General features: G+C 71.7%; 21 protein-coding genes and 1 tRNA gene. 11 read left to right on the top strand and 11 right to left on the bottom strand.

The genetic code is table 11. The features are described from left to right. Positions 1–195: 195 nt before the first annotated feature. The 4 genes from nhaA to ABTY40_RS04410 all read left to right on the top strand — a co-directional run bounded on the left by nhaA (position 196) and on the right by ABTY40_RS04410 (position 3,400). A complete protein-coding gene (gene nhaA / locus ABTY40_RS04425; protein ID WP_352058093.1) occupies positions 196–1,701 on the top strand; it encodes a Na+/H+ antiporter NhaA in 1,506 nt (501 codons plus the stop codon). Further along, entirely contained in the window at positions 1,698–2,162 is a 465-nt protein-coding gene (locus ABTY40_RS04420; protein ID WP_352058092.1) for a phage holin family protein, read from the top strand. The genes nhaA and ABTY40_RS04420 overlap by 4 nt, the downstream gene beginning before the upstream one ends. Further along, a complete protein-coding gene (locus ABTY40_RS04415; RefSeq protein ID WP_352058091.1) occupies positions 2,159–3,091 on the top strand; it encodes an alpha/beta fold hydrolase in 933 nt (310 codons plus the stop codon). The genes ABTY40_RS04420 and ABTY40_RS04415 overlap by 4 nt, the downstream gene beginning before the upstream one ends. Before the next feature lie 120 nt (positions 3,092–3,211). After that, complete coding sequence (locus tag ABTY40_RS04410; protein ID WP_345279904.1) at positions 3,212–3,400, top strand: hypothetical protein; 189 nt, start codon at positions 3,212–3,214, stop codon at positions 3,398–3,400. A gap of 80 nt (positions 3,401–3,480) precedes the next feature. On the opposite strand, the gene ABTY40_RS04405 is transcribed toward ABTY40_RS04410, so the two are convergent. From ABTY40_RS04405 to nth, 3 genes are all read right to left on the bottom strand, one after another. Next, positions 3,481–4,680: a MarP family serine protease gene (locus tag ABTY40_RS04405; protein WP_352058090.1), complete on the bottom strand. Its 1,200-nt coding sequence runs from the start codon at positions 4,678–4,680 to the stop codon at positions 3,481–3,483. A gap of 74 nt (positions 4,681–4,754) precedes the next feature. Then, positions 4,755–5,459, bottom strand: a complete 705-nt coding sequence (locus ABTY40_RS04400; protein WP_352058089.1) for an NUDIX hydrolase — start codon at positions 5,457–5,459, stop codon at positions 4,755–4,757. 162 nt (positions 5,460–5,621) lie between these two features. Beyond that, positions 5,622–6,587, bottom strand: coding sequence for an endonuclease III (gene nth, locus ABTY40_RS04395; protein WP_502990486.1), 966 nt, complete (start codon positions 6,585–6,587; stop codon positions 5,622–5,624). Between the two features lie 254 nt (positions 6,588–6,841). Here nth and ABTY40_RS04390 point away from each other — a divergent pair, with 254 nt between their 5' ends. Then, positions 6,842–7,516, top strand: a complete 675-nt coding sequence (locus ABTY40_RS04390; RefSeq protein WP_345279912.1) for a Crp/Fnr family transcriptional regulator — start codon at positions 6,842–6,844, stop codon at positions 7,514–7,516. Between the two features lie 98 nt (positions 7,517–7,614). On the opposite strand, the gene ABTY40_RS04385 is transcribed toward ABTY40_RS04390, so the two are convergent. The 5 genes from ABTY40_RS04385 to sp36 form a co-directional block, all read right to left on the bottom strand. Further along, on the bottom strand, positions 7,615–8,499 hold the full coding sequence (locus ABTY40_RS04385; protein WP_345279914.1) for a prohibitin family protein: 885 nt from the start codon (positions 8,497–8,499) through the stop codon (positions 7,615–7,617). Between the two features lie 106 nt (positions 8,500–8,605). After that, positions 8,606–9,436 carry an MBL fold metallo-hydrolase gene (locus ABTY40_RS04380; RefSeq protein ID WP_352058087.1) on the bottom strand — a complete coding sequence of 277 codons (831 nt, stop codon included), beginning with the start codon at positions 9,434–9,436 and terminating at the stop codon, positions 8,606–8,608. Further along, the gene (locus ABTY40_RS04375) at positions 9,429–10,334 is read right to left on the bottom strand and encodes an NUDIX hydrolase (RefSeq protein ID WP_352058086.1); all 906 of its coding nucleotides are present in this window, start codon (positions 10,332–10,334) and stop codon (positions 9,429–9,431) included. Before ABTY40_RS04375 ends, ABTY40_RS04380 begins: the two co-directional genes overlap by 8 nt. 107 nt (positions 10,335–10,441) lie before the next feature. Beyond that, positions 10,442–10,912 (bottom strand): RidA family protein, encoded by a 471-nt coding sequence (locus ABTY40_RS04370; protein ID WP_345279920.1) that lies wholly within the window; start codon positions 10,910–10,912, stop codon positions 10,442–10,444. Further along, positions 10,909–11,067, bottom strand: a complete 159-nt coding sequence (gene sp36 / locus ABTY40_RS04365; protein ID WP_309051630.1) for a Sp36 family protein — start codon at positions 11,065–11,067, stop codon at positions 10,909–10,911. The genes ABTY40_RS04370 and sp36 overlap by 4 nt, the downstream gene beginning before the upstream one ends. Positions 11,068–11,189: 122 nt before the next feature. Between sp36 and bagA the strand changes: the two genes are divergently transcribed. Together bagA and bagB are read left to right on the top strand one after the other, a co-directional pair. Beyond that, positions 11,190–12,152 (top strand): ATPase BagA, encoded by a 963-nt coding sequence (gene bagA / locus ABTY40_RS04360; protein WP_352058085.1) that lies wholly within the window; start codon positions 11,190–11,192, stop codon positions 12,150–12,152. Between the two features lie 83 nt (positions 12,153–12,235). Continuing rightward, a complete protein-coding gene (gene bagB, locus ABTY40_RS04355; RefSeq protein ID WP_352058236.1) occupies positions 12,236–13,627 on the top strand; it encodes an ATPase BagB in 1,392 nt (463 codons plus the stop codon). Between the two features lie 118 nt (positions 13,628–13,745). Here the strand turns inward: bagB and ABTY40_RS04350 are convergent, their stop codons facing one another. Beyond that, positions 13,746–14,090, bottom strand: coding sequence for a WhiB family transcriptional regulator (locus ABTY40_RS04350; RefSeq protein ID WP_030206027.1), 345 nt, complete (start codon positions 14,088–14,090; stop codon positions 13,746–13,748). A gap of 548 nt (positions 14,091–14,638) precedes the next feature. On the opposite strand from ABTY40_RS04350, the gene ABTY40_RS04345 reads away from it, so the two are divergent. Next, entirely contained in the window at positions 14,639–16,888 is a 2,250-nt protein-coding gene (locus ABTY40_RS04345; RefSeq protein WP_352058084.1) for a transglycosylase domain-containing protein, read from the top strand. A gap of 82 nt (positions 16,889–16,970) precedes the next feature. Here the strand turns inward: ABTY40_RS04345 and ABTY40_RS04340 are convergent, their stop codons facing one another. Next, a complete protein-coding gene (locus ABTY40_RS04340) occupies positions 16,971–17,435 on the bottom strand; it encodes a GatB/YqeY domain-containing protein (protein WP_345279929.1) in 465 nt (154 codons plus the stop codon). 74 nt (positions 17,436–17,509) lie between these two features. Here ABTY40_RS04340 and ABTY40_RS04335 point away from each other — a divergent pair, with 74 nt between their 5' ends. Then, positions 17,510–18,448 carry a metallophosphoesterase gene (locus ABTY40_RS04335; protein ID WP_352058083.1) on the top strand — a complete coding sequence of 313 codons (939 nt, stop codon included), beginning with the start codon at positions 17,510–17,512 and terminating at the stop codon, positions 18,446–18,448. Between the two features lie 121 nt (positions 18,449–18,569). Further along, positions 18,570–18,643: transfer RNA gene (locus ABTY40_RS04330), tRNA-Pro, on the top strand. A 121-nt stretch (positions 18,644–18,764) separates the two neighbouring features. On the opposite strand, the gene ABTY40_RS04325 is transcribed toward ABTY40_RS04330, so the two are convergent. Further along, positions 18,765–19,643: a glycosyltransferase family 2 protein gene (locus ABTY40_RS04325; RefSeq protein ID WP_352058082.1), complete on the bottom strand. Its 879-nt coding sequence runs from the start codon at positions 19,641–19,643 to the stop codon at positions 18,765–18,767. A 231-nt stretch (positions 19,644–19,874) separates the two neighbouring features. Between ABTY40_RS04325 and ABTY40_RS04320 the strand changes: the two genes are divergently transcribed. After that, complete coding sequence (locus ABTY40_RS04320; protein ID WP_502990485.1) at positions 19,875–21,101, top strand: serine/threonine-protein kinase; 1,227 nt, start codon at positions 19,875–19,877, stop codon at positions 21,099–21,101. Positions 21,102–21,107: the final 6 nt, after the last annotated feature.

The raw sequence follows: 21,107 nt of genomic DNA, 5'->3' as shown, positions 1-21,107 counted from the left end.
TCTCAAGGGGACGAACGCCGCAGATCTCCCTAAAGTGAACCTCGCCGGGCACACCCGGGGCTCGTTAGGTAGGGTAAAGATCGCGCCCGTGACGACACCGGAAGATCGTCCGCGGCGCGACGCAAGACCTAGGTGCGCCGGGAAGTCTGGTCGGCATGTGCTTCGCCCTGCCCACCCGACCGGAGGTTCTCCCCCGTGGCCGCGCCCTCACCCACCGACCGTGACGACCGTGACGACCGCCCCGGCGGCAGCACCCGGACCGGTGACAGCGGCACCGGCGGCCGCACCTTCCTCGGCCGTCTCCCGCTCCCCGAGAGCCGCTACCTCGCCGACGCCCTGCGCACGGAGACCGTCGGCGGCGTGCTGCTGCTCCTCGCCGCGGTCGTCGCGCTCGTCTGGGCCAACAGCCCGGCCGGTGACAGCTACGCGTCCGTACGGGACTTCCACTTCGGACCCGCCTCCCTCCACCTGGACCTGTCCGTCCAGCACTGGGCCGCCGACGGACTCCTCGCGGTCTTCTTCTTCGTCGCCGGCATCGAGCTCAAGCGCGAGCTCGTCGCGGGCGAACTCCGCGACCCGAAGGCCGCTCTGCTGCCGGTCATCGCCGCCCTCTGCGGCATGGTCGCGCCCGCGCTCGTCTACGTCCTGGTCAACACCGCGGGCGGCGGCCCGCTCGACGGCTGGGCCGTGCCCACCGCGACCGACATCGCCTTCGCGCTCGCCGTCCTCGCCGTGATCGGCACCTCGCTGCCGTCCGCGCTCCGCGCCTTCCTCCTCACCCTCGCCGTCGTCGACGACCTCTTCGCGATCCTGATCATCGCCGTCTTCTTCACCGGCGACCTGAACTTCGCCGCGCTCGGCGGCGCCGTCGCCGGACTGGTCCTCTTCTGGGTGCTGCTCCGCAAGGAGGTCCGCGGCTGGTACGTGTACGTCCCCCTCGCCCTGGTCATCTGGGGCCTGATGTACAACAGCGGCGTCCACGCCACCATCGCCGGTGTCGCCATGGGGCTGATGCTGCGCTGCTCCACCCGGGACGGCGAGGCGGACTCCCCCGGCCAGCACATCGAGCACCTGGTCCGGCCGCTCTCCGCCGGTTTCGCCGTCCCGATGTTCGCCCTCTTCTCCGCCGGTGTCAGCGTGTCCGGCGGGGCCCTGCGCGACGTCTTCACCCAGCCCGTCACCCTCGGCGTCGTCCTCGGCCTCGTCGTCGGCAAGGTGATCGGCATCTTCGGCGGCACCTGGCTCGCCGCCCGCTTCACCCGGGCCGAGCTCAACTCGGACCTGGCCTGGCCGGACGTCTTCGCCGTCGCCTCCCTCGCCGGCATCGGCTTCACCGTCTCCCTGCTCATCGGCGAACTCGCCTTCGCGGGCGACGCGGAGCTCACCGACGAGGTGAAGGCCGCGGTCCTGGCCGGCTCGCTCATCGCGGCCGTCCTCGCCTCGGTCCTGCTGAAGCTGCGGGTCCGGAAGTACCAGGCGCTCTACGCCGAGGAGACCCGCGACGACGACCAGGACGGCATCCCCGACATGTACGAGCAGGACAACCCGGAGTACCACCTCCGGATGGCCGAGATCTACGAGAAGAAGGCCGCGGAACACCGGCAGCGCGCCCGACTGGCGGGGCGTCGCGCGATGAGGGCGACCGTCCGGCATGATCTGAGTCGGACCGTAGACGAGGACGAGGAGAGGGATCAGCGATGAGCGACCCGTTCGACGGAACCGAGCGCAGCCTCGGTCAGCTGGTCGCCTCGGCGACCGCCGAGATGTCCGCGCTGGTGCACGACGAGATCGCCCTGGCCAAGGCGGAGATCCGACAGGACGTCAAGCGCGGGGCCATCGGCGGCGGGGCCGGCATCGCCGCCGCGGCGGTGCTGCTGTTCTCGCTGCCGCTGCTGAGCTTCGCGCTGGCGTACGGCATCCAGGCCTGGAGCCACTGGCACCTGTCGGTGTGCTTCCTGCTGTCCTTCGCCGCGAACGTGCTCCTGGCGCTGCTGCTCGGCACGGTCGCGTACGCGAAGTTCCGCAAGGTCAAGCCGCCGGAGAAGTCCATCGCCTCCGCCAAGAAGACGGCGGCGATCATGGGCAACGTGAAGCCGCACCCGCGCCCCGCGCCCCGGACCGCCCTGGAGAAGGCCGAGTCTGTGGCACGCTCGTCCGTATGACCCTTCCCGAGAGCAACGGCAACGGCGGGCCCGTACGGCTCGACGGGCCCTGGACCCACCGCGACGTGGCCGCCAACGGCGCGCGTTTCCACATCGCGGAGATGGGGGACGGCCCGCTGGTGTTGCTGCTGCACGGTTTCCCGCAGTTCTGGTGGACCTGGCGCCACCAGCTGCCGGCGCTCGCCGAGGCCGGATTCCGGGCCGTGGCGATGGACCTGCGCGGGGTCGGCGGCAGCGACCGCACGCCCCGGGGTTACGACCCGGCCAACCTGGCCCTGGACGTCACCGGTGTCATCCGCTCGCTCGGCGAACCGGACGCGGCGCTCGTCGGCCACGACATGGGCGGTTATCTGGCCTGGACGGCGGCGGTCATGCGGCCGAAACTGGTGCGCCGGCTCGTCGTCTCCTCCATGCCGCACCCGCGCCGCTGGCGCTCCGCGATGCTGTCCGACTTCGCGCAGTCGCGGGCGGGCTCCCACATCTGGGGCTTCCAGCGGCCGTGGCTGCCGGAGCGTCAGCTGGTCGCGGACGACGCCGCCCTGGTGGGCGAGCTGATCCGCGACTGGTCAGGGCCGAAGCCCGTGGACGAGGAGGCCGTGGAGACCTACCGGCGGGCGATGCTGGTGCCGTCGACGGCGCACTGCTCCATCGAGCCGTACCGCTGGATGGTGCGCTCGCTGGCCCGCCCGGACGGCATCCAGTTCAACCGGCGGATGAAGCGGCCGGTACGGGTTCCCACGCTGCACCTGCACGGTTCGACGGACCCCGTGATGCGGACCCGCAGCGCGGCGGGCTCGGGGCAGTACGTGGAGGCGCCGTACCGCTGGCGGCTGTTCGACGGCCTCGGGCACTTTCCCCACGAGGAGGACCCGGTCGCGTTCACGGCCGAGCTCGTCAACTGGCTGAAGGACCCCGAACCGGACCGCTGACCGGCTGTCACCTTTCGGCCACGCACACGCGTGCGACGAACGGCCATGTGCCCGGCGCATACTCCAATTGGCGGGCGCCGGGGAGGTTACCGACCTCGGGGCCCGGGCACACGTCGAGGTATGGGCTGGACGCACGACTACGGTGACACGGCACGCGAACGCCGCTCGGCAACGGCGCCGGGCTCCCGCGAGAGGGGTGGGCCCCCGGAGCCGGGTCCCGCGTACTCCGCGCAAGACGTCGGTATCTCGCGCATGCTGCGCCGCCGTGCCCGCTGGGTGTCGGCCCGGCTGAGGCATCCGCGCGACTGAGACCGAGCCACCGGACGCGGGCCACCTGGCCACTCGGACGCCGGGCCCTCCTGGCGCGGCGCCCCGCCCGGGGTGGACCTCTACAGGGCGCAGCCCTGCGTGTCGACCTGCTGCACGGCGCTGCGGCCACGCTCGATGTCCTCGCGGATCTCGTCCACGGTCAGCGCGTAACCGGTGTTCACGTCGTCGAGCGAGCGCGCGAAGATCACGCCGTACACCTCGCCGTCCGTGGTGAGCAGCGGCCCCCCGGAATTGCCCTGGCGGACCGTCGCGTACAGCGAGTACACCTCCCTGCGCACCTCGTCACGCCGGTAGATGTCCGGTCCCGTCGGGCTGATCCGGCCCCGGACGCGGGCCGACCGCACGTCGTACGCGCCGTTCTCGGGGAATCCGGCGACGATCGCGCCGTCACCGCTGCGCGCGTCCTCCTCGGCGAACCGCAGCGGGGCCGCGTCGAGGTCGGGCACGTCCAGGACGGCGATGTCCCGCCGCCAGTCGTAGAGGACGACCTTGGCGTCGTACAGCCTGCCCTCGCCGCCTATCTGGACGGTCGGCTCGTCCACGCCTCCGACCACGTGGGCGTTGGTCATGACCCTGCGCTCGTCGAAGACGAACCCGGTGCCTTCGAGGACCTTGCCGCAGCTCTGGGCCGTACCGACGACCTTGACGATGGACCGCTTGGCGCGGGCGGCGACGGGGCTGCCCGCGAGGGCCGGGTCCGGCGGCAGGACCTTGGTGATGGGCTCGTCGGCGAACGGGCTGAACACCTGCGGGAAACCGTTGCGCGAGAGGGTCGAGCTGAAGTCGTCGAACCAGCGCGAGGCCTGATCCGGCATCACCTCGTTCACCCCGAGCAGCACCTTGGAGCCGCGCACCTCCTTGCCCACGGTGGGCAGCGAGGTCTGGGCGAGGAGGGAGCCGAGCAGCCAGGCCACGAGCAGCATCGCGACCACGTTCACGAGCGCGCCGCCGGTGGCGTCGAGCGCGCGCGCCGGTGACCAGGTGATGTACCGCCGGAGTCCGTTGCCGAGGTGGGTGGTGAAGGCCTGGCCGACGGAGGCGCAGATGATGACGACCATCACGAAGACGACCGTCGCCGTGGTCGACACCTCGCTGTTGTCCGTCAGCTGGTCCCAGACGACGGGAAGCAGCAGGACGGCGAGCAGACCGCCGCCGAGAAAACCGATGACCGACAGGATGCCGACCACGAAGCCCTGGCGGTACCCGATGATCGCGAACCACACGGCGGCGAGCAGCAACAAGATGTCCAGCACGTTCACCGTCAATAGCCTCGCAGATTCGTTCCGGTCGCCGGTCGCCCGTCATCGGCCTGTCTCGCCCGTGGGTCAGCCTGTCATGAGCGCCAGTCGAGCGGGACCTGTCTCGTGCGGTCCCAGGGGCGCTCCCAGCCCGCGTAGTGGAGCAGCCGGTCGATGACTCCGGCGGTAAAACCCCAGACCAGGGCGGATGCGACGAGGAAGGCGGGGCCCGCGTGGCCACGCGGGTGCACGGCGGTGGCCCGGTTCGCCGGGTCCGTGAGATCCGCCACGGGGACGGTGAAGACCCGGGCCGTCTCGGCGGGGTCGACGACCCCGACCGGGCTGGGGGCGCGCCACCAGCCGAGGACCGGGGTGACGACGAAGCCGCTCACCGGGATGTAGAGCTGGGGCAGTACGCCGAAGATCTGGACGCCGGCCGGGTCGAGGCCGGTCTCCTCCTCCGCCTCGCGCAGCGCGGCGCGGATCAGGCCGCCGTCGGCCGGGGCCCCGTCCTCCGGATCGAGGGCGCCGCCCGGGAAGGACGGCTGGCCGGCGTGGGAACGGAGGCTTCCGGCGCGCTCCATGAGGAGCAGCTCGGGCCCGCGCTCCCCCTCACCGAAGAGGACGAGCACGGCGGACTGGCGGCCCGCGCCGCTCTCGGGCGGCAGGAAGCTGCTCAGCTGCTCGGGCCGGACCGCGCGCGCGGCCCGGTCCACCGGGTCGAGCCAGGCGGGCAGGCCTTCCCGGTCGATCAGACCGCCGGTGCCGGGGCCGTAGATCTCTTCGTCAGTGCGCGTCATGGGCACCCCCGTGTCTCCCAACGCCCTCGCGGTGCGCCATCGTTCCCAGCCGTCTTCCCAGCCGTCTCGCCCGCCGTGTCACCGGCCCGGATGCCCGGTGGCGAGCCCGCTTCCCGCCCGGCCGGGTTCCGTTCCCCGGATTCGTTCCCGGCTCGCGGGTGGTCATTCCCCGGCCCCGGGCGCGACGCCCGGGGCGGGCGGGGCGGGGCGGCCGGGATAGTCCGCGGGCGGGTTGAGCCGCTGGCCGGGGAGGCCGCCCATCTCGTACTTGAGCAGCTTCCGCGCCTTCTCGGGGTCGGTCTCGCCCTCGCCGTAGGAGGGACAGAGGTGGGTGATGGGGCAGGCGCCGCAGGCGGGCTTGCGGGCGTGGCAGATCCGGCGGCCGTGGAAGATCACCCGGTGCGAGAGCATCGTCCATTCGCTCTTCGGGAAGATCTCGGCGACCTCGGCCTCGATCTTCACGGGGTCGTCGGACTCGGTCCACCGCCAGCGGCGGGCCAGCCGCATGAAGTGGGTGTCGACGGTGATGCCGGGGACGCCGAAGGCGTTGCCGAGGACGACGAACGCGGTCTTTCGGCCGACCCCGGGGAGCTTGACCAGGTCCTCCAGGCGGCCCGGGACCTCACCGCCGAAGTCGTCCCGCAGGGCGGCGGCCAGGCCCATGATCGACTTGGTCTTGGCGCGGAAGAAGCCGGTGGGGCGGATGAGCTCCTCGACCTCCTCGGGGACGGCGGCGGCCAGGTCCTCGGGCGTCGGGTAGCGCGCGAAGAGGGCGGGGGTGGTCTGGTTCACCCGCAGGTCGGTGGTCTGGGCGGAGAGGACCGTGGCGACGAGGAGCTCGAACGGGTTGCGGAAGTCGAGCTCCGGATGGGCGTACGGGAAGACCTCGGCGAGCTCCCGGTTGATCTTCCGCGCCCGGCGCACCATCGCGAGCCGCGACTCGGGCTTGGCGGCCCCGGCGGGCCCGCCCACCGGCTTCACGGACGCCTTGGCCGACTTGGCTGTCTTGGCGACCTTGGCCGTCTTGCCCGACGTGGCGGCCTTGGCCGGCTCCGCCTGCGCCGCACCCGCCTCCCGTTCCGTACCTTTCGCGGCTTTCGCCTGCTTCGACACGCCGCGTTCGCCCACAGCGGAATTACCTTCGCCCGACACTCTTCCAGCCCCCTTGGCCTGCGCTCTCACCGGCGAGTTGGACACCCGGCCAGCCTAGGGGCCACTGCCGACATCCGCCCCGGGCACGGCCGATCAGACCCCAATCGGGCCCCTGACGTACGGAAAGGCCGTCCGGTGCGTCAAACTTGTTGTGATTGATCGCACTGTTTTGTACGTCCGGCATCATGGGACGAGGTCCCAGGAGCAGGTCGACAAGTAGGAGAGAACTCGTGGACGACGTTCTGCGGCGCGCCCCCCTCTTCGCGGCGCTCGACGACGAGCAGGCCGCCGAGCTGCGTGCCTCGATGAGTGAGGCGACGCTCGCCCGTGGCGACGCGCTTTTCCACGAGGGCGACCCCGGTGACCGCCTGTACGTGGTCACCGAGGGCAAGGTGAAGCTCCACCGCACTTCCCCCGACGGCCGCGAGAACATGCTGGCGGTCCTCGGCCCCGGCGAGCTCATCGGCGAGCTGTCCCTCTTCGACCCGGGCCCGCGCACCGCCACCGCGACCGCGCTCACCGAGGTCAAGCTGCTCGGCCTCGGCCACAACGACCTCCAGCCCTGGCTGAACGCCCGGCCCGAGGTCGCCAGCGCCCTGCTGCGCGCGGTCGCCCGCCGGCTGCGCAAGACCAACGACCAGATGTCCGACCTGGTCTTCTCCGACGTTCCGGGCCGTGTCGCCCGTGCGCTCCTCGACCTGTCGCGCCGCTTCGGCGTGCAGTCGGAGGAGGGCATCCACGTCGTCCACGACCTCACGCAGGAGGAGCTGGCCCAGCTCGTCGGCGCCTCGCGCGAGACGGTCAACAAGGCCCTCGCCGACTTCGCCCAGCGCGGCTGGCTGCGCCTGGAGGCCCGCGCCGTGATCCTGCTCGACGTGGAGCGCCTCGCGAAGCGCTCGCGGTAACCGGCCGCGGCGCCCCGGCGCCGTACGCCTCGCACGCACGAGAAGGCCGCCCCGGTCCGAGGACCGGGGCGGCCTTCCGTCATCCGCGGGGAGGACGGTCAGCGCTTGGTGCCGTCCACGATCACCGGGGCGGAGCCGGCGTTCCCGCAGGGCACCGCGTACACCGGGTTCTTCGCCGCGGCCTCCTTGTAGGCGTCGATGCACTGGTTCAGCAGGACCTTGTCCGTCAGCGAGTCGTTGAGGATCTTGTTGGCGCGGGCGATGCCCTCGGCCTCGATCCGGCGCCGGTCGGCCTCGGCCTTGGCGGTACGGGCCGCCTCGGTGGCCCGCTCGGTGGCCTGCTGCTGCTGGATCTTGCGGTCGATCTGGTTCTGCAGGGCGTCGGACGGCTTCACGTTCCGCAGGTTGACCGTGGTCACGTCGATGCCGCGCGGGGCGAGACGCTCCTTGATCAGGACGCCGATCTCGGCGTTGATCTTCTCGCGGTCGGTGGCGTACCCCTGCTCGCTCGTGTACCGGGCGAAGACGTTGCGGACGATCTCCCGGCTGTCCGGGTAGACGAGGCGCTGCTGGATGGCGTCCTCGCTGCCCGCGAGCTTGTACAGCTCGACCGACTTGGACGGGACGACGGCCCACTTCACCGTCACCTCGGCGTACATGACGCCGCCCTGCAGCGAGCGGACCTCGACCACGTCCTTGTCGGACAGGTTGAGGTCGACCGGGCGGGTCGAGAAGGTCGTGACGTCCGTGAACGGCGACTTCAGGTGCATGCCCGAGGTCATGGGCGAGCCGACCTTGCCGAAGGCGACCGGCACGCCGACCTCGTACGCGCTGATGACGTACGTCGTGCTCGCGACGAGCGAGAAGAGACCGGCGACCACGGCACCGAGGGAGCCGAGCCTCAGCCCCTTCGAGTCGTTGGCGCGGGCGACGAAGAACAGCACCACTGCGGCGATGAGCAGCAGGATGGCGACGACGAACATGGGCGATCCCCCCGAAACTACGGCCAGAAGTAAACGGAGCGTAAAGCACGCGGGGGTGTGGTTACGAGACCGGGGGCGGCGGTACGGGCCCGTACCGCCTTCCCCGTCAGATCAGACCGCGCTCCGTCAGGTACTCCAGCTGCGCCCGTACCGACAGCTCCGCCGCGGGCCACAGGGAGCGGTCGACGCCCGCGTACACGTGGGCCACGACCTCCGCGGCCGTCCGGTACCCCTTCTCGACCGCCGTCTCCACCTGGGCCAGCCGGCTCGCCCGGTGGGCCAGGTAGTACTCCACGGCCCCCTGGGCGTCCTCCAGGACGGGCCCGTGCCCCGGCAGCACCGTGTGCACGCCGTCGTCGACGGTGAGCGAGCGCAGCCGCCGCAGCGAGTCCAGGTAGTCGCCGAGCCGCCCGTCGGGATGGGCGACCATCGTCGTACCGCGCCCCAGGATCGTGTCGCCCGTGAGCACGGCCCGGTCGGCCGGCAGGTGGAAGGAGAGCGAGTCCGAGGTGTGGCCGGGCGTCGGGACCACCCGCAGCTCCAGGCCCCCGGTGGTGACGACGTCCCCGGCCGCCAGCCCCTCGTCGCCGAGCCGCAGCGCCGGGTCGAGCGCGCGGACCGCCGTCCGCGTCAGCTCGGCGAACCGGGCCGCCCCCTCGGCGTGGTCCGGGTGCCCGTGGGTGAGCAGGGTCAGCCCCACGCGCTTGCCCAGCCGCTCCGCCGCGGCGATCACCCCGCGCAGGTGGCCCTCGTCCAGCGGGCCGGGGTCGACGACGACGGCCAGGTCGGAGTCCGGTTCGGCGACGATCCAGGTGTTGGTGCCGTCGAGGGTCATGGCGGACGGGTTCGGCGCGAGCACGTTCACGGCGCGGGCGGTCGCCGGTCCGGAGACCACGGCGCCGCGCGGCTGCCCCGGGAGGGCCGCTGCGTCAGTCATCACGGCCTCCCGCCGGGACGCGCTTGGTGAACTCCTCGTGCCCCGGCCAGCTCAGGACGACCTCGTCGCCCGCCAGGCGCGCCCGGGCGAGGACGGGGGTCATGTCCTGGTCGGCCGCGGCCGCAAGGGCCTCCTTGGCGCTCCCGTACGGCTCCAGGGTCCGCAGGGTCGAGATCGTCGGCGGCATCATGGTCAGCTCGCCCCGGTCGTAGCCGGCCGCGGCCTGTGCCGGGCGGATCCACACCGTGCGGTCGGCCTCGCCGGAGACGTCCCGGGTACGCTGCCCGGCCGGGAGCGCGGCCACGAAGAACCAGGTGTCGTACCGCCGCTGCTCGAACTCGGGGGTGATCCAGCGGGCCCAGGCGCCGAGCAGGTCGGAGCGGAGGACGAGGCCGCGCCGGTCGAGGAAGTCGGCGAAGGACAGGTCGCGGGCGACGAGCGCCCGCCGGTCCGTCTCCCAGTCGTCGCCGGTGGTGTCGCCGACGACGGTGTCCGGGGTACGGCCGGCGAGCAGGACGCCCGCCTCCTCGAAGGTCTCGCGGACGGCGGCGCAGACCACGGCCTGGGCCTGCGCGGGATCGTCGAGCCCGAGCCGCCGGGCCCAGTCGGCGAGGGAGGGCCCGGCCCACCGCACGGGGTGCTCGTCACGCGGATCGACGCCGCCGCCGGGATAGGCGTACGCGCCGCCGGCGAAGGCCATGGAGGTGCGCCGGCGGAGCATGTGGACGTCCGGTCCCGCCTCCCCGTCGCGCAGCAGGAGGACGGTCGCGGCGCGCCTGGGTTCCACCGGGACGAGTTCGCCCGCGGCGAGGGCGCGGATGCGGTCCGGCCACTCGGGTGGGTACCACTGGCCGTTGGTCCGGGTGTCCTGCCGGTCGTTCCCCTGAGCATTCGACATGGCCGGATGCTATGCGGATCGAACGGAATGCACGAGAGCCGGCCGCCTCGCGCGCGGGGGCGCGGAGGGGCCGGCTCTCGTGGTGTCGCGTACGGCGGGCGACGAGGTCAGTCCTCGATCAGCTCGACCTGGACCTCGACCTCGACGGGGGCGTCGAGCGGCAGCACGGTGACGCCCACGGCGCTGCGCGCGTGCACGCCCTTGTCGCCGAGGATCTCGCCGAGCAGCTCGCTGGTGCCGTTGATGACACCGGGCTGGCCGGTGAAGTCGGGGGCCGAGGCGACGAAGCCCACGACCTTGACGACCCGCTTGATCCGGTCCAGGTCACCGGCGACGGACTTCACGGCCGCCAGCGCGTTGAGCGCGCAGCGGGCGGCGAGTTCCTTGGCCTCCTCGGGCGTGACCTCCGCGCCGACCTTGCCGGTCGTCGGAAGCTTGCCGTTCACCATCGGGAGCTGGCCCGAGGTGTAGACGTACGCGCCGGAGCGCACGGCCGGCTGGTAGGCGGCGATCGGGGGCACGACCTCGGGAAGGGTCAGGCCGAGCTCCGCGATCCGCGCCTCGACGGCCCCGCTCACTGCTTGGCCCGCTTCAGGTAGGCCACGAGCTGCTCGGGGTTGTTCGGCCCGGGCACGACCTGGACGAGCTCCCAGCCGTCCTCGCCCCAGGTGTCCAGAATCTGCTTGGTCGCGTGCACCAGAAGCGGCACCGTGACGTACTCCCACTTGGTCATGGAGCCGACTGTAGCCGCTGCCGGGCACCGCCCCTCCGAGGTGCCCCCCAGGAACCCCCTAGGGGGCTTTTCGGGGGCGGCCTCCTGATTGTGCGCGGCGGTCAGTGGTTAGGCTCGACAGCGTGAGCAGGCTCCAGGTGGTCAGCGGCAAGGGCGGTACCGGTAAGACGACGGTCGCCGCCGCCCTCGCCCTCGCTCTCGCGACGGAGGGGAAGCGGACCCTCCTCGTCGAGGTCGAGGGCAGGCAGGGCATCGCACAGCTCTTCGAGACGGAGGCACTTCCCTACGAGGAGCGGAAGATCGCCGTCGCTCCCGGCGGGGGCGAGGTGTACGCGCTGGCGATCGACGCCGAGCGGGCACTCCTCGACTACCTGCAGATGTTCTACAAACTGGGTGGCGCGGGGCGGGCCCTGAAGAAGCTCGGCGCGATCGACTTCGCGACGACGATCGCCCCGGGCGTGCGGGACGTCCTGCTGACCGGCAAGGCGTGCGAGGCGGTCCGGCGGCGCGAGCGGAACGGCCGCCCCACCTACGACCACGTGGTGATGGACGCGCCCCCGACGGGCCGCATCACCCGCTTCCTTAACGTCAACGACGAGGTGGCGGGCCTGGCCAGGATCGGCCCGATACACAACCAGGCGCAGGCCGTCATGCGGGTCCTCAAGTCCCCGGAGACGGCGGTGCACCTGGTGACCCTGCTGGAGGAGATGCCGGTCCAGGAGACCGCCGACGGCATCGCCGAGCTGCGGGCGGCCGAACTGCCCGTGGGCCGGGTGGTGGTGAACATGGTGCGCCCGCACGTGCTCGACGAGGCGGCGGTACGGGCCGCCTCCGGCGACCACCGGGAGGCGGTCGCCCGGACACTGGTCTCCGCGGGCGTGACGGGTGGGGCGCGCCTGGTGGAGCCGCTGCTGGACCAGGCGGCCGAGCACGCCCGCCGGGTGGAGCTGGAACGGGCGCAGCGCGCCGTCCTGGAGGGCGTGGGGGTCCCCTCGTACGAGCTGCCCTACCTCGGCGACGGGGCGGACATCGCCGGGCTGTACCGGCTGGCGAAAGAACTGCGGAGACAAGGGGTGGGCGCGTGACGGAGCAGACGGCCGGGTCCGACCAGGGTCCCCACGGCGGTGACGGTGTCGGCGGCGGAGGCGGCTCCTCCGCCGGCGAAGGGCTGGACTCCGTACCCGCCCTGGAGCTCGATCCGATCCTCGACGACCCGGGCACCCGCATCATCGTCTGCTGCGGCGCGGGCGGGGTCGGGAAGACGACCACGGCCGCGGCGCTCGGCGTCCGGGCGGCGGAGCGCGGCCGGCGGGTGGTCGTGCTCACCATCGATCCGGCGCGCCGGCTGGCCCAGTCCATGGGCATCGACTCCCTCGACAACACCCCCCGCAAGGTGGAGGGCATCAAGGGCAGCGACGGCGGCGAACTGCACGCCATGATGCTCGACATGAAGCGGACCTTCGACGAGATCGTCGAGGCGCACGCGGATCCCGAGCGGGCCCGGGCGATCCTGGACAACCCCTTCTACCAGTCCCTGTCGGCCGGCTTCGCCGGGACGCAGGAGTACATGGCGATGGAGAAGCTGGGGCAGCTCAGGGCCCGCGACGAGTGGGACCTGATCGTGGTCGACACCCCGCCCTCCCGCTCCGCCCTGGACTTCCTGGACGCGCCGAAGCGGCTCGGCTCCTTCCTGGACGGGAAGTTCATCAAGCTCCTCATGGCCCCGGCGAAGGTGGGCGGCCGGGCCGGCATGAAGTTCCTGAACGTCGGCATGTCGATGATGACGGGCACGCTGGGGAAGCTGCTGGGGGGTCAGTTCCTCGGGGACGTACAGACGTTCGTGGCGGCGATGGACACGATGTTCGGCGGTTTCCGGACCCGGGCGGACGCCACGTACCGGCTGCTCCAGGCGCCCGGGACGGCGTTCCTCGTGGTCGCGACGCCGGAGCGGGACGCGCTGCGCGAGGCGGCGTACTTCGTGGAGCGGCTCGCCGCCGAGAAGATGCCCCTCGCCGGGCTCGTCCTCAACCGGGTCCACGCCAGTGGCGCCGCCGGGCTCTCGGCGGAGCGGGCGCGGGCCGCGGCGGAAAATCTTGACGAGGGCCGCATTGTGGATCAGGGGCCCGGGAATGCTGGACTGCGTGGCTCCCCGGCCACATCGACCGAGTCGCAAGCCCCCGCCACCGCCGCCACTTCTTCCGTACCCGAGGCTGCCCCCACAGCCGGCCCGCACATCCCCGCGGGCACAGAAGCAGACGCACGCAGCGCAGCAGACGCAGGCATCGACGCAGGAACGGACGTGAACGCCTCCACCCCCACGGACGCGTCCGCGGACCCCTCAGCAGTGGACGTACGTCATCTCACCGCCGGTCTGCTCCGTCTCCACGCGGAGCGGATGCGGGTGCTCGCGCGCGAGCAGCGCACGCGTGACCGCTTCACCGCACTCCACCCCGAGGTGGCGGTGACCGAGGTGATCGCCCTGCCCGGCGATGTGCACGACCTCGCCGGGCTGCGGGCCATCGGTGACCGGCTCACGGCCGGGCGCACGCCCTCGGCCTGAGCCGTCTCCCCGTACGGGGCCCTGAACGGGAGACTCCCTTTTCAGGAGGGTCCCGCACGAGGCCCGGATACGAGGGCCGTGGTAGGGGGCCGGTCACGGGCCCCGCTGCGAGCCGGGCCTACCCGACCGCCGCGTACGCCTCGTACGTCGCGTCGTCGTCCATCGCGACGGGCAGCAGGCCCGCGCCGCGCTCGTACTCCGTCCGCGCGGTCTCCAGGAGCCGGCGCCACGAGGTGACGGTCGGCCGCCGGCGGAGGAGGGCACGGCGCTCGCGCTCCGTCATGCCGCCCCACACGCCGAACTCGACGCGGTTGTCGAGCGCGTCGGCCAGGCACTCGGTCCGCACCGGGCAGCCGGTGCACACCGCCTTGGCCCTGTTCTGCGCCGCTCCCTGCACGAAAAGTTCATCCGGATCGGTAGTGCGGCAGGCCGCCTGCGCACTCCAGTCAGCTACCCAGCCCATACCGGCGCCGTCCTCTCCCGAATCGAGGCTCCCCCACGGCGGCAGCGGCATATTCACCGCTGCCAGTTGGGACGTTACGGAAGGTGGGCACAGCGCAACACCCCCTTCGGGCCCAATCTTGAATGGTCCGAACGGACTATGCGTGTACGTCAGATCACCCAGGGGAGTGATCGGAGGACATACGACAGGTAGCGGACATGCCGCGCGTACCTGCCCTTCCTCCGCGGGGACACGAGGGGGCACCGTGTGACGCAGGGGACGGAACGGACACGAGTTTCCCGTGTTTCGGGGACACGGGAATTCACGCCGATGTCATGCACGGGTCTTGATGCTCAACCACACTGCTGTGACAGTCGGGAGCAGCTTAGGCCAAGGCCTGTCCGTCTGTCCGGTGATTCGCCACGGAGACGCCAGGCGTCGCCACGCCTCCGGACGGGTCCGCCACGGCCGTCCCCCGGGGCCGCCCGGATGTCACGGTCTCGTACGCGAACGCTCCGAGAGGCCCCTGCTCCTGCGGAACGCCCGGTACTACGGATTAGGCTGCCCCCATGGCAAAGAAGCGCTCGGGCGGTGGCCTGACCGGGACCCAGCAGGCCGCCAAGTTCCTCGGTGTCAGTGTGCTCTCCGGAGCCGTGCTGGCAGGCATCGCCCTGCCCGCGGCCGGGGCACTCGGGCTGGCCGCGAAGGGCACGGTCGAGGGGTTCGACGAGATCCCCTCCAACCTGAAGACTCCACCGCTCAGTCAGCGCACCACGATCCTCGACTCCGAGGGCGGCCTGATCGCGACCGTGTACTCGCGGGACCGGAAGGTCGTACCGCTGGAGAAGATCTCCCCGTACATGCAGAAGGCGATCGTCGCGATCGAGGACTCGCGCTTCTACGAGCACGGGGCGATCGACCTCAAGGGCGTGCTGCGCGCCATCAACCGCAACGCGCAGTCGGGCGGCGTCGCGCAGGGCGCGTCCACGCTGACCCAGCAGTACGTGAAGAACGTCTTCGTCGAGGAGGCCGGCGACGACCCCGAGAAGGTCGCGCAGGCCACCCAGCAGACCATCGGCCGCAAGGTCCGCGAGCTGAAGTACGCGATCCAGGTCGAGGAGGAGCTGGGCAAGAAGAAGATCCTGGAGAACTACCTCAACATCACGTTCTTCGGGCAGCAGGCCTACGGCATCGAGGCCGCCTCCCAGCGCTACTTCTCCAAGCCGGCCGCCCAGCTCGACCTCGGCGAGGCCGCGATGATGGCCGGCCTGGTCCAGTCGCCGAGCCGCTACGACCCGATCAACGACATCCAGGAGGCGACGAAGCGGCGCAACATCGTCCTCCAGCGGATGGCCGACGTGAAGGACATCAGCCAGGCGGAGGCGGACCGGGCTAAGGCCAAGCCGATCAAGCTCAAGGTCAAGACGCCGCGCAACGGCTGCATCACCGCCGTCGACGGCTCCGGCTTCTTCTGCGACTACGTCCGCAAGACGATCCTCAACGACCCCGTCTTCGGCAAGACCGCCGAGGAGCGGCAGAAGCTGTGGAACCTCGGCGGCCTGACCATCAGGACGACGCTGGACCCGCGCGCCCAGGCCGCCGCCAACGAGGCCGCCATCGCCAAGATCTACAAGGACGACCCGGTCGCCGCCGCCGTCGTCCAGGTCCAGCCGGGCACCGGCAAGATCCTCTCCATGGGCCAGTCCCGCCCGTACGGCCTGGACCAGAAGCAGCACCAGACGACGCTCAACCTCTCCGTCGGCAGCAAGATGGGCGGCACGACGTACGGCTTCCAGGTCGGTTCGACCTTCAAGCCGATCACCGCCGCCGCGGCCCTGGAGAAGGGCCTCAGCCCGGCGCAGACCTTCGACGACCCGTGGAAGATCAAGATCCCGGAGAAGGACTACACCCGCTGCGACGGGAAGCCCGCCGGCTACGCCACGTGGGAGGTCGGCAACGAGGTCGAGTCGGAGAAGGGCCTCTACGACATGACGAGCGCCCTCGGCAAGTCCATCAACACGTACTTCGCCAAGCTGGAGCAGATGACCGGCCTGTGCGAGACGATCACGATGGCCAAGAACGTCGGCTACGAGCGCGAGCTCGGCAAGAAGGTGCAGGAGCTGCCCTCCATCACCCTCGGCGCCCAGGAGAGCACCCCGCTCGACATGGCCGCCGCCTACGCGACCTTCGCCAACCGGGGCATCTACTGCGTCCCGGTCGCCATCGAGTCGATCAAGGCCGCCAACGGCGACAAGCTGAACGTGCCGCAGACCTCGTGCAAGCGCGCGATGAGCGACCGTACCGCCGACACGATCAACCAGATGCTCAAGGGCGTCGTCGAGGACGGTACGGGTACGAAGGCGGGCCTGAGCGACCGCGACAACGCGGGCAAGACGGGTACGACCAACGACCGCAAGGACGCCTGGTTCGTCGGGTACACGCCGAACCTGTCGACGGCCGTCTGGGTCGGTGACGACATCGGCGAGAAGAAGTCGATGTACGACATCCGCATCGGCGGCCAGGTCTACGACAAGGTGTGCGGTGGCTGCCTCCCCGGCCCGATCTGGCGGATCGCCATGACGGGCGCGCTGGACGCGGGCGAGACGCCGTCCTTCGCTCCGGTCTCGGTCCCGCGCGGCGACAAGCCGAAGCAGCCGGAGAACGGCCCGAACAAGCCGAAGAAGCCGGGCGACAACAAGCCGGCCGGCAACAAGCCCGGTGACACCAAGCCGCCGGCCGACCTCTTCCCCGGCATCTCCATCCCGGACGATCTGTTCGGCGGGAACGGCCGGGGCAACGGCCGCGGCGGAAACCACTGAGCCGTCCACACCGGAAAGGGCGCCCCACCTCGGGTGGGGCGCCCTTCGCCGTACGTCCTCGCGCCGGATCCGGCGGGACGGATCAGCCCGCGAGGAGCTTCTTCACGACCGCGGCGACGCGTCCGCCCTCGGCGCGGCCGGCGACCTTCGGGTTGACGATCTTCATGACGGCGCCCATGGCGCGCGGCCCCTCGGCGCCCGCGGCCGTCGCCTCCGCGACCGCCGCCGCGACGATGTTCTCCAGCTCCTCGTCGCTCAGCTGCTTCGGCAGGTACGCGTCGAGGATGGCGCCCTCCGCCCGCTCCCGCTCGGCGGACTCGGCCCGACCGCCCTGGGTGAAGGCGTCCGCGGCCTCGCGGCGCTTCTTCGCCTCGCGGGCGATCACCTTCTGCACCTCGTCGTCGGAGAGCTCGCGCTTGGTCTTGCCGGCGACCTCCTCCTTGGTGATCGCGGCGATGGTCAGCCGCAGGGTCGAGGAGCGGAGCTCGTCACGCTCCTTGATCGCGGCGTTGAGGTCGTCCTGAAGCTTGGCCTTGAGCGTGGTCATGGGGTCAAGTGTGGCAGGTGCCCCGGTCCGCCCGCCCGCGCATTTCCGCCCGCCGGGTCTGCGACGATGGGGAGATGCGCGCACGGTACGGGATCCCCCTGAAGATCACGGCAGGTGTCACGGCGACGGCCGCGGCCGGACTCGTCTACGCGGCGGGCTTCGAAGCCCGCTCCTTCCGGCTCCGCCGGATCACGGTCCCGGTGCTCCCCCGCGGCATGGCCGACCTGCGGGTCCTGCAGGTCTCCGACATCCACATGGTGAGCGGCCAGCGCAAGAAGCGCGCCTGGCTCCAGAAGCTCGCCGGGCTCCGCCCCGACTTCGTCGTCAACACCGGCGACAACCTCTCCGACCCGGACGCGGTGCCTGAGCTCCTGGACGCGCTGGGCCCGCTGATGGACTTCCCCGGCGTGTACGTCTTCGGCTCCAACGACTACTACGGGCCGCGCCTGCGCAACCCCGCCCGCTACCTGCTGGAGAAGGCACAGGGCCGGTACGGCCTCAACGGCAACAAGCCGGTCGTCGGCGCGATCCACAACCCCTGGGAGGGCATGCGGGACGCCTTCGACGCGGCGGGCTGGGTGAACCTCACCAACACCCGCGGCCGGCTCAAACTGCCGCAGGCCGACCTCGCGTTCACCGGTCTGGACGACCCCCACATCAAGCGGGACCGGTACGCCCGCGTGGCCGGCGGCCCCGACGCCTCCGCCGACTTCACCATCGGCGTCGTGCACGCGCCGTACCTCCGCTCCCTGGACGCCTTCACCGCCGACGGCTACGAGCTGATCCTCGCCGGCCACACCCACGGCGGACAGCTGTGCATCCCCTTCTACGGGGCGCTCGTCACCAACTGCGACCTGGACACCGACCGGGTGAAGGGCCTCTCCTCCCACACGGTGGGCACCCGCACCTCCTACCTGCACGTCTCGGCGGGCTGCGGCACCAACCGCTACACCCCGGTCCGCTTCGCCTGCCCCCCGGAGGCCACCCTCCTCACCCTGACCGCCCGCCCCTGAGCCCCCGCTCCGGACCGCGCGCGACCTGCGGCGTGGCCGCGCGAAAACCGGATTTCGTCTGAGCGCGAGCGTGGGCTAAAGTAATCGATGTCGCCGCGACGTGAAGACAGAGCAGCGACATCGGGGTGTAGCGCAGCTTGGCAGCGCGCTTCGTTCGGGACGAAGAGGTCGTGGGTTCAAATCCCGCCACCCCGACAGCTGTAAGACCAGGTCAGGGGCCTGATCCGAGACATCGGATCAGGCCCCTGAGTGGTTTTCGGGGCCCGGGCCCGTGACCCCCTGGGGGCCCCGGTTCGCCCCGGGGCCCCCAGGCGCGTCAGATGATCGGGGGGCGGCCCAGGCGGGTCATGCGGAGGACCGTGGACCAGCGCATGGGGTGGCGGGGGCCGCAGGGGCGGCGGAGGCCCTCGGCGAAGCCGGCGAACCAGGCGCCGAGGCCGCGCAGGGAGCGGGTGCGGGCCAGGGTGAGGAGGGTCCAGACCGCGAGGTAGAGGGGGACCAGGAGGGCCGGGAGGTTGCGCTTGGCGAGCCAGACGCGGTTGCGGGCGGTCATCCGGTAGTAGACGGCGTGCCGGGCCGGGGAGGTCTTCGGGTGCTGGAGCAGCAGCTCGGGGGCGTAGCGGACCTTCCAGCCCGCGTCCAGCGCGCGCCAGGCCAGGTCGGTCTCCTCGTGGGTGAAGAAGAACTCCTCCGGCCAGCCGCCGACGCGGTCCAGCATCCGCATGGACAGTCCGTGGCCGCCGCCGAGGAAGGTGGTGACCTCACCGCCGCGCATCGGATCCTTGGCACCCAGACGGGGGACGTGGCGGCGCTGGGTCTCGCCCGTCTCGTCGGCGATGCGGAAGGAGACGATGCCGAGGGCCGGGTCCGCCTCGTACAGGTCGGCCAGGCGGCGGAAGACGTCCGTGTCGACGAGGAGGCCGTCGTCGTCGAGGTCCACGAGGACGTCGACGTCGCCGAAGCCGCGCAGGGTCTCGATGGCGACGTTCCGGCCGCCCGACACCCCCCGGTTCTCGGGGAGTTCGACGCCGGTGACGCCGTCGGGGAGTTCCGGGAGGGAGCCCGTGCCGTTGCCGATGACGACGATCCTGGTGGCGGGTTCGTCCTGGCGGGCGACCGAGTCGAGCAACGCCCTCAGCTCGGCGGGCCGCGTGCCCATCGTCAGCACCGCCACACCCACGCGCGGTCGCGCCACGGCCCACTCCGTCCCACGGTTCTCAGCAAGGTCCCGGGCCGAGATGCTAACCGGCCGCGCCACCCTCCGTTCACCTGGCGGGCACCCATGCGACGGCCTGACCGCTTTCTCCGCGTGGTCCGGGACGGTGGTGCGTCCCCCCGGGGGGTGCGCGGCGAACCGGGGGTCCGCGCGGCTCTACGCTGGTTCCGTTCCGTCAAGTTGAACGATCGTCGAAAGGGTGGTCTCCAGGTGCTGGTCGCGGACCGATATCGGCTTCACATGTGTATCGGGCGTGGCGGCATGGGCGAGGTGTGGCAGGCCACCGACGAGGTGCTCGGGCGGTCCGTGGCCGTGAAGCTGATGCTGGGGCACGAGGCGGACCCGTCGGCCGGTGACCGGTTCCGTCTGGAGGCGCAGACCGCCGCCCGGCTGAGCCACCCGCACGTGGTCGGCGTCTTCGACTTCGGTACGTGGGACGGGAAGCTGTATCTCGTCATGGAGCTGGTGGAGGGCGACAGCCTCGCCAGCAGTCCCTCCCAGCCGCTCGTGCTGCCCCCCGAGCGGGTCGCCGTGGTCGCCGCGCACGCCGCCGCCGGGCTCGCCGCCGCGCACCGGCAGGGGGTCGTGCACCGGGACATCAAGCCGGGGAACCTGCTCGTCGACGCCGAAGGGACCGTCAAGCTGGCCGACTTCGGCATCGCCCGCTTCGTGGACGACCCGTCGGCGGCCCTCACCACGACCGGCCAGATCGTGGGCACCGGCCTCTACCTCGCACCCGAACGCGCCCTCGGCAAGCCGGCGTCGCCCGCCTCCGACGTGTACTCGCTCGGCTGCGTGCTCTACCAACTCCTGACCGGGCAGCCGCCGTTCCGTGCCGACACGGCGACCGCCCTGCTCTACCAGCACATCGACACCCCGCCGACGCCGCCCGGCCGCCTCGGCGTGGCGCTGCCGCCCGCCTTCGAGACGTACCTGCTGAGCCTGCTCGCCAAGCAGCCGGAGCAGCGGCCCCCGGCGCAGGCGATCGCCGACTGGTTCTCCTCCGGCGCCTGGCGCGACTACGCCCGCCCGCAGATCCCGCACCAGACGCGGGGCCCGCAGCACCAGGCCCCGCAAATCCCGCACCAGAGGCAGGCCGGGCACCCCCAGGCTCACCAGGTCCCCCAGCACCACACGCCCCCGCCGCAGCCCCACCACCAGCAGCACCAGGTCCCTCAGCACGCTCACAGCGGGCCGTCTCCCGCCCCGGCCGCGTCCGCGCCCCTGCCCATGCCCGCGCCGCGCCCCGCGCCCCGGCCCGCCCCCGTCACGCAGGCCGCACCGGCCTCGCGGCGGCGGGAGCGGCCGGGCACCGGCGCCTCCACCACCGGCGCGCTCGCCGAGCTGTCGCGGCGCAGACCGCGCAAGACCGCCGCCGTCGCCGGGGCCATCGCCTTCGTCGTCTTCCTGATCATCGGCATGTCCTGGCTCTCCTGAGCCGGC

The sequence above is a fragment of the Streptomyces sp. NPDC126503 genome (assembly GCF_040302405.1).
GTDB lineage: Bacteria > Actinomycetota > Actinomycetes > Streptomycetales > Streptomycetaceae > Streptomyces > Streptomyces gulbargensis.
The sequence above is the reverse complement of the archived record's forward strand: the minus strand, read 5'-3'. Positions and strand labels throughout refer to the sequence as shown.

Bases quoted from the DNA above. Each gene is read 5' to 3' on its own strand.
- ABTY40_RS04415 (WP_352058091.1), top strand. From the start codon at position 2,159: ATGACCCTTCCCGAGAGCAACGGCAACGGCGGGCCCGTACGGCTCGAC.
- ABTY40_RS04345 (WP_352058084.1), top strand. From the start codon at position 14,639: ATGGCAAAGAAGCGCTCGGGCGGTGGCCTGACCGGGACCCAGCAGGCC.
- ABTY40_RS04335 (WP_352058083.1), top strand. From the start codon at position 17,510: ATGCGCGCACGGTACGGGATCCCCCTGAAGATCACGGCAGGTGTCACG.
- ABTY40_RS04380 (WP_352058087.1), bottom strand. From the start codon at position 9,436: ATGACTGACGCAGCGGCCCTCCCGGGGCAGCCGCGCGGCGCCGTGGTC.
- ABTY40_RS04385 (WP_345279914.1), bottom strand. From the start codon at position 8,499: ATGTTCGTCGTCGCCATCCTGCTGCTCATCGCCGCAGTGGTGCTGTTC.
- ABTY40_RS04400 (WP_352058089.1), bottom strand. From the start codon at position 5,459: ATGACGCGCACTGACGAAGAGATCTACGGCCCCGGCACCGGCGGTCTG.
- ABTY40_RS04350 (WP_030206027.1), bottom strand. From the start codon at position 14,090: ATGGGCTGGGTAGCTGACTGGAGTGCGCAGGCGGCCTGCCGCACTACC.
- ABTY40_RS04420 (WP_352058092.1), top strand. From the start codon at position 1,698: ATGAGCGACCCGTTCGACGGAACCGAGCGCAGCCTCGGTCAGCTGGTC.
- ABTY40_RS04340 (WP_345279929.1), bottom strand. From the start codon at position 17,435: ATGACCACGCTCAAGGCCAAGCTTCAGGACGACCTCAACGCCGCGATC.
- ABTY40_RS04410 (WP_345279904.1), top strand. From the start codon at position 3,212: ATGGGCTGGACGCACGACTACGGTGACACGGCACGCGAACGCCGCTCG.
- ABTY40_RS04375 (WP_352058086.1), bottom strand. From the start codon at position 10,334: ATGTCGAATGCTCAGGGGAACGACCGGCAGGACACCCGGACCAACGGC.
- sp36 (WP_309051630.1), bottom strand. From the start codon at position 11,067: ATGACCAAGTGGGAGTACGTCACGGTGCCGCTTCTGGTGCACGCGACC.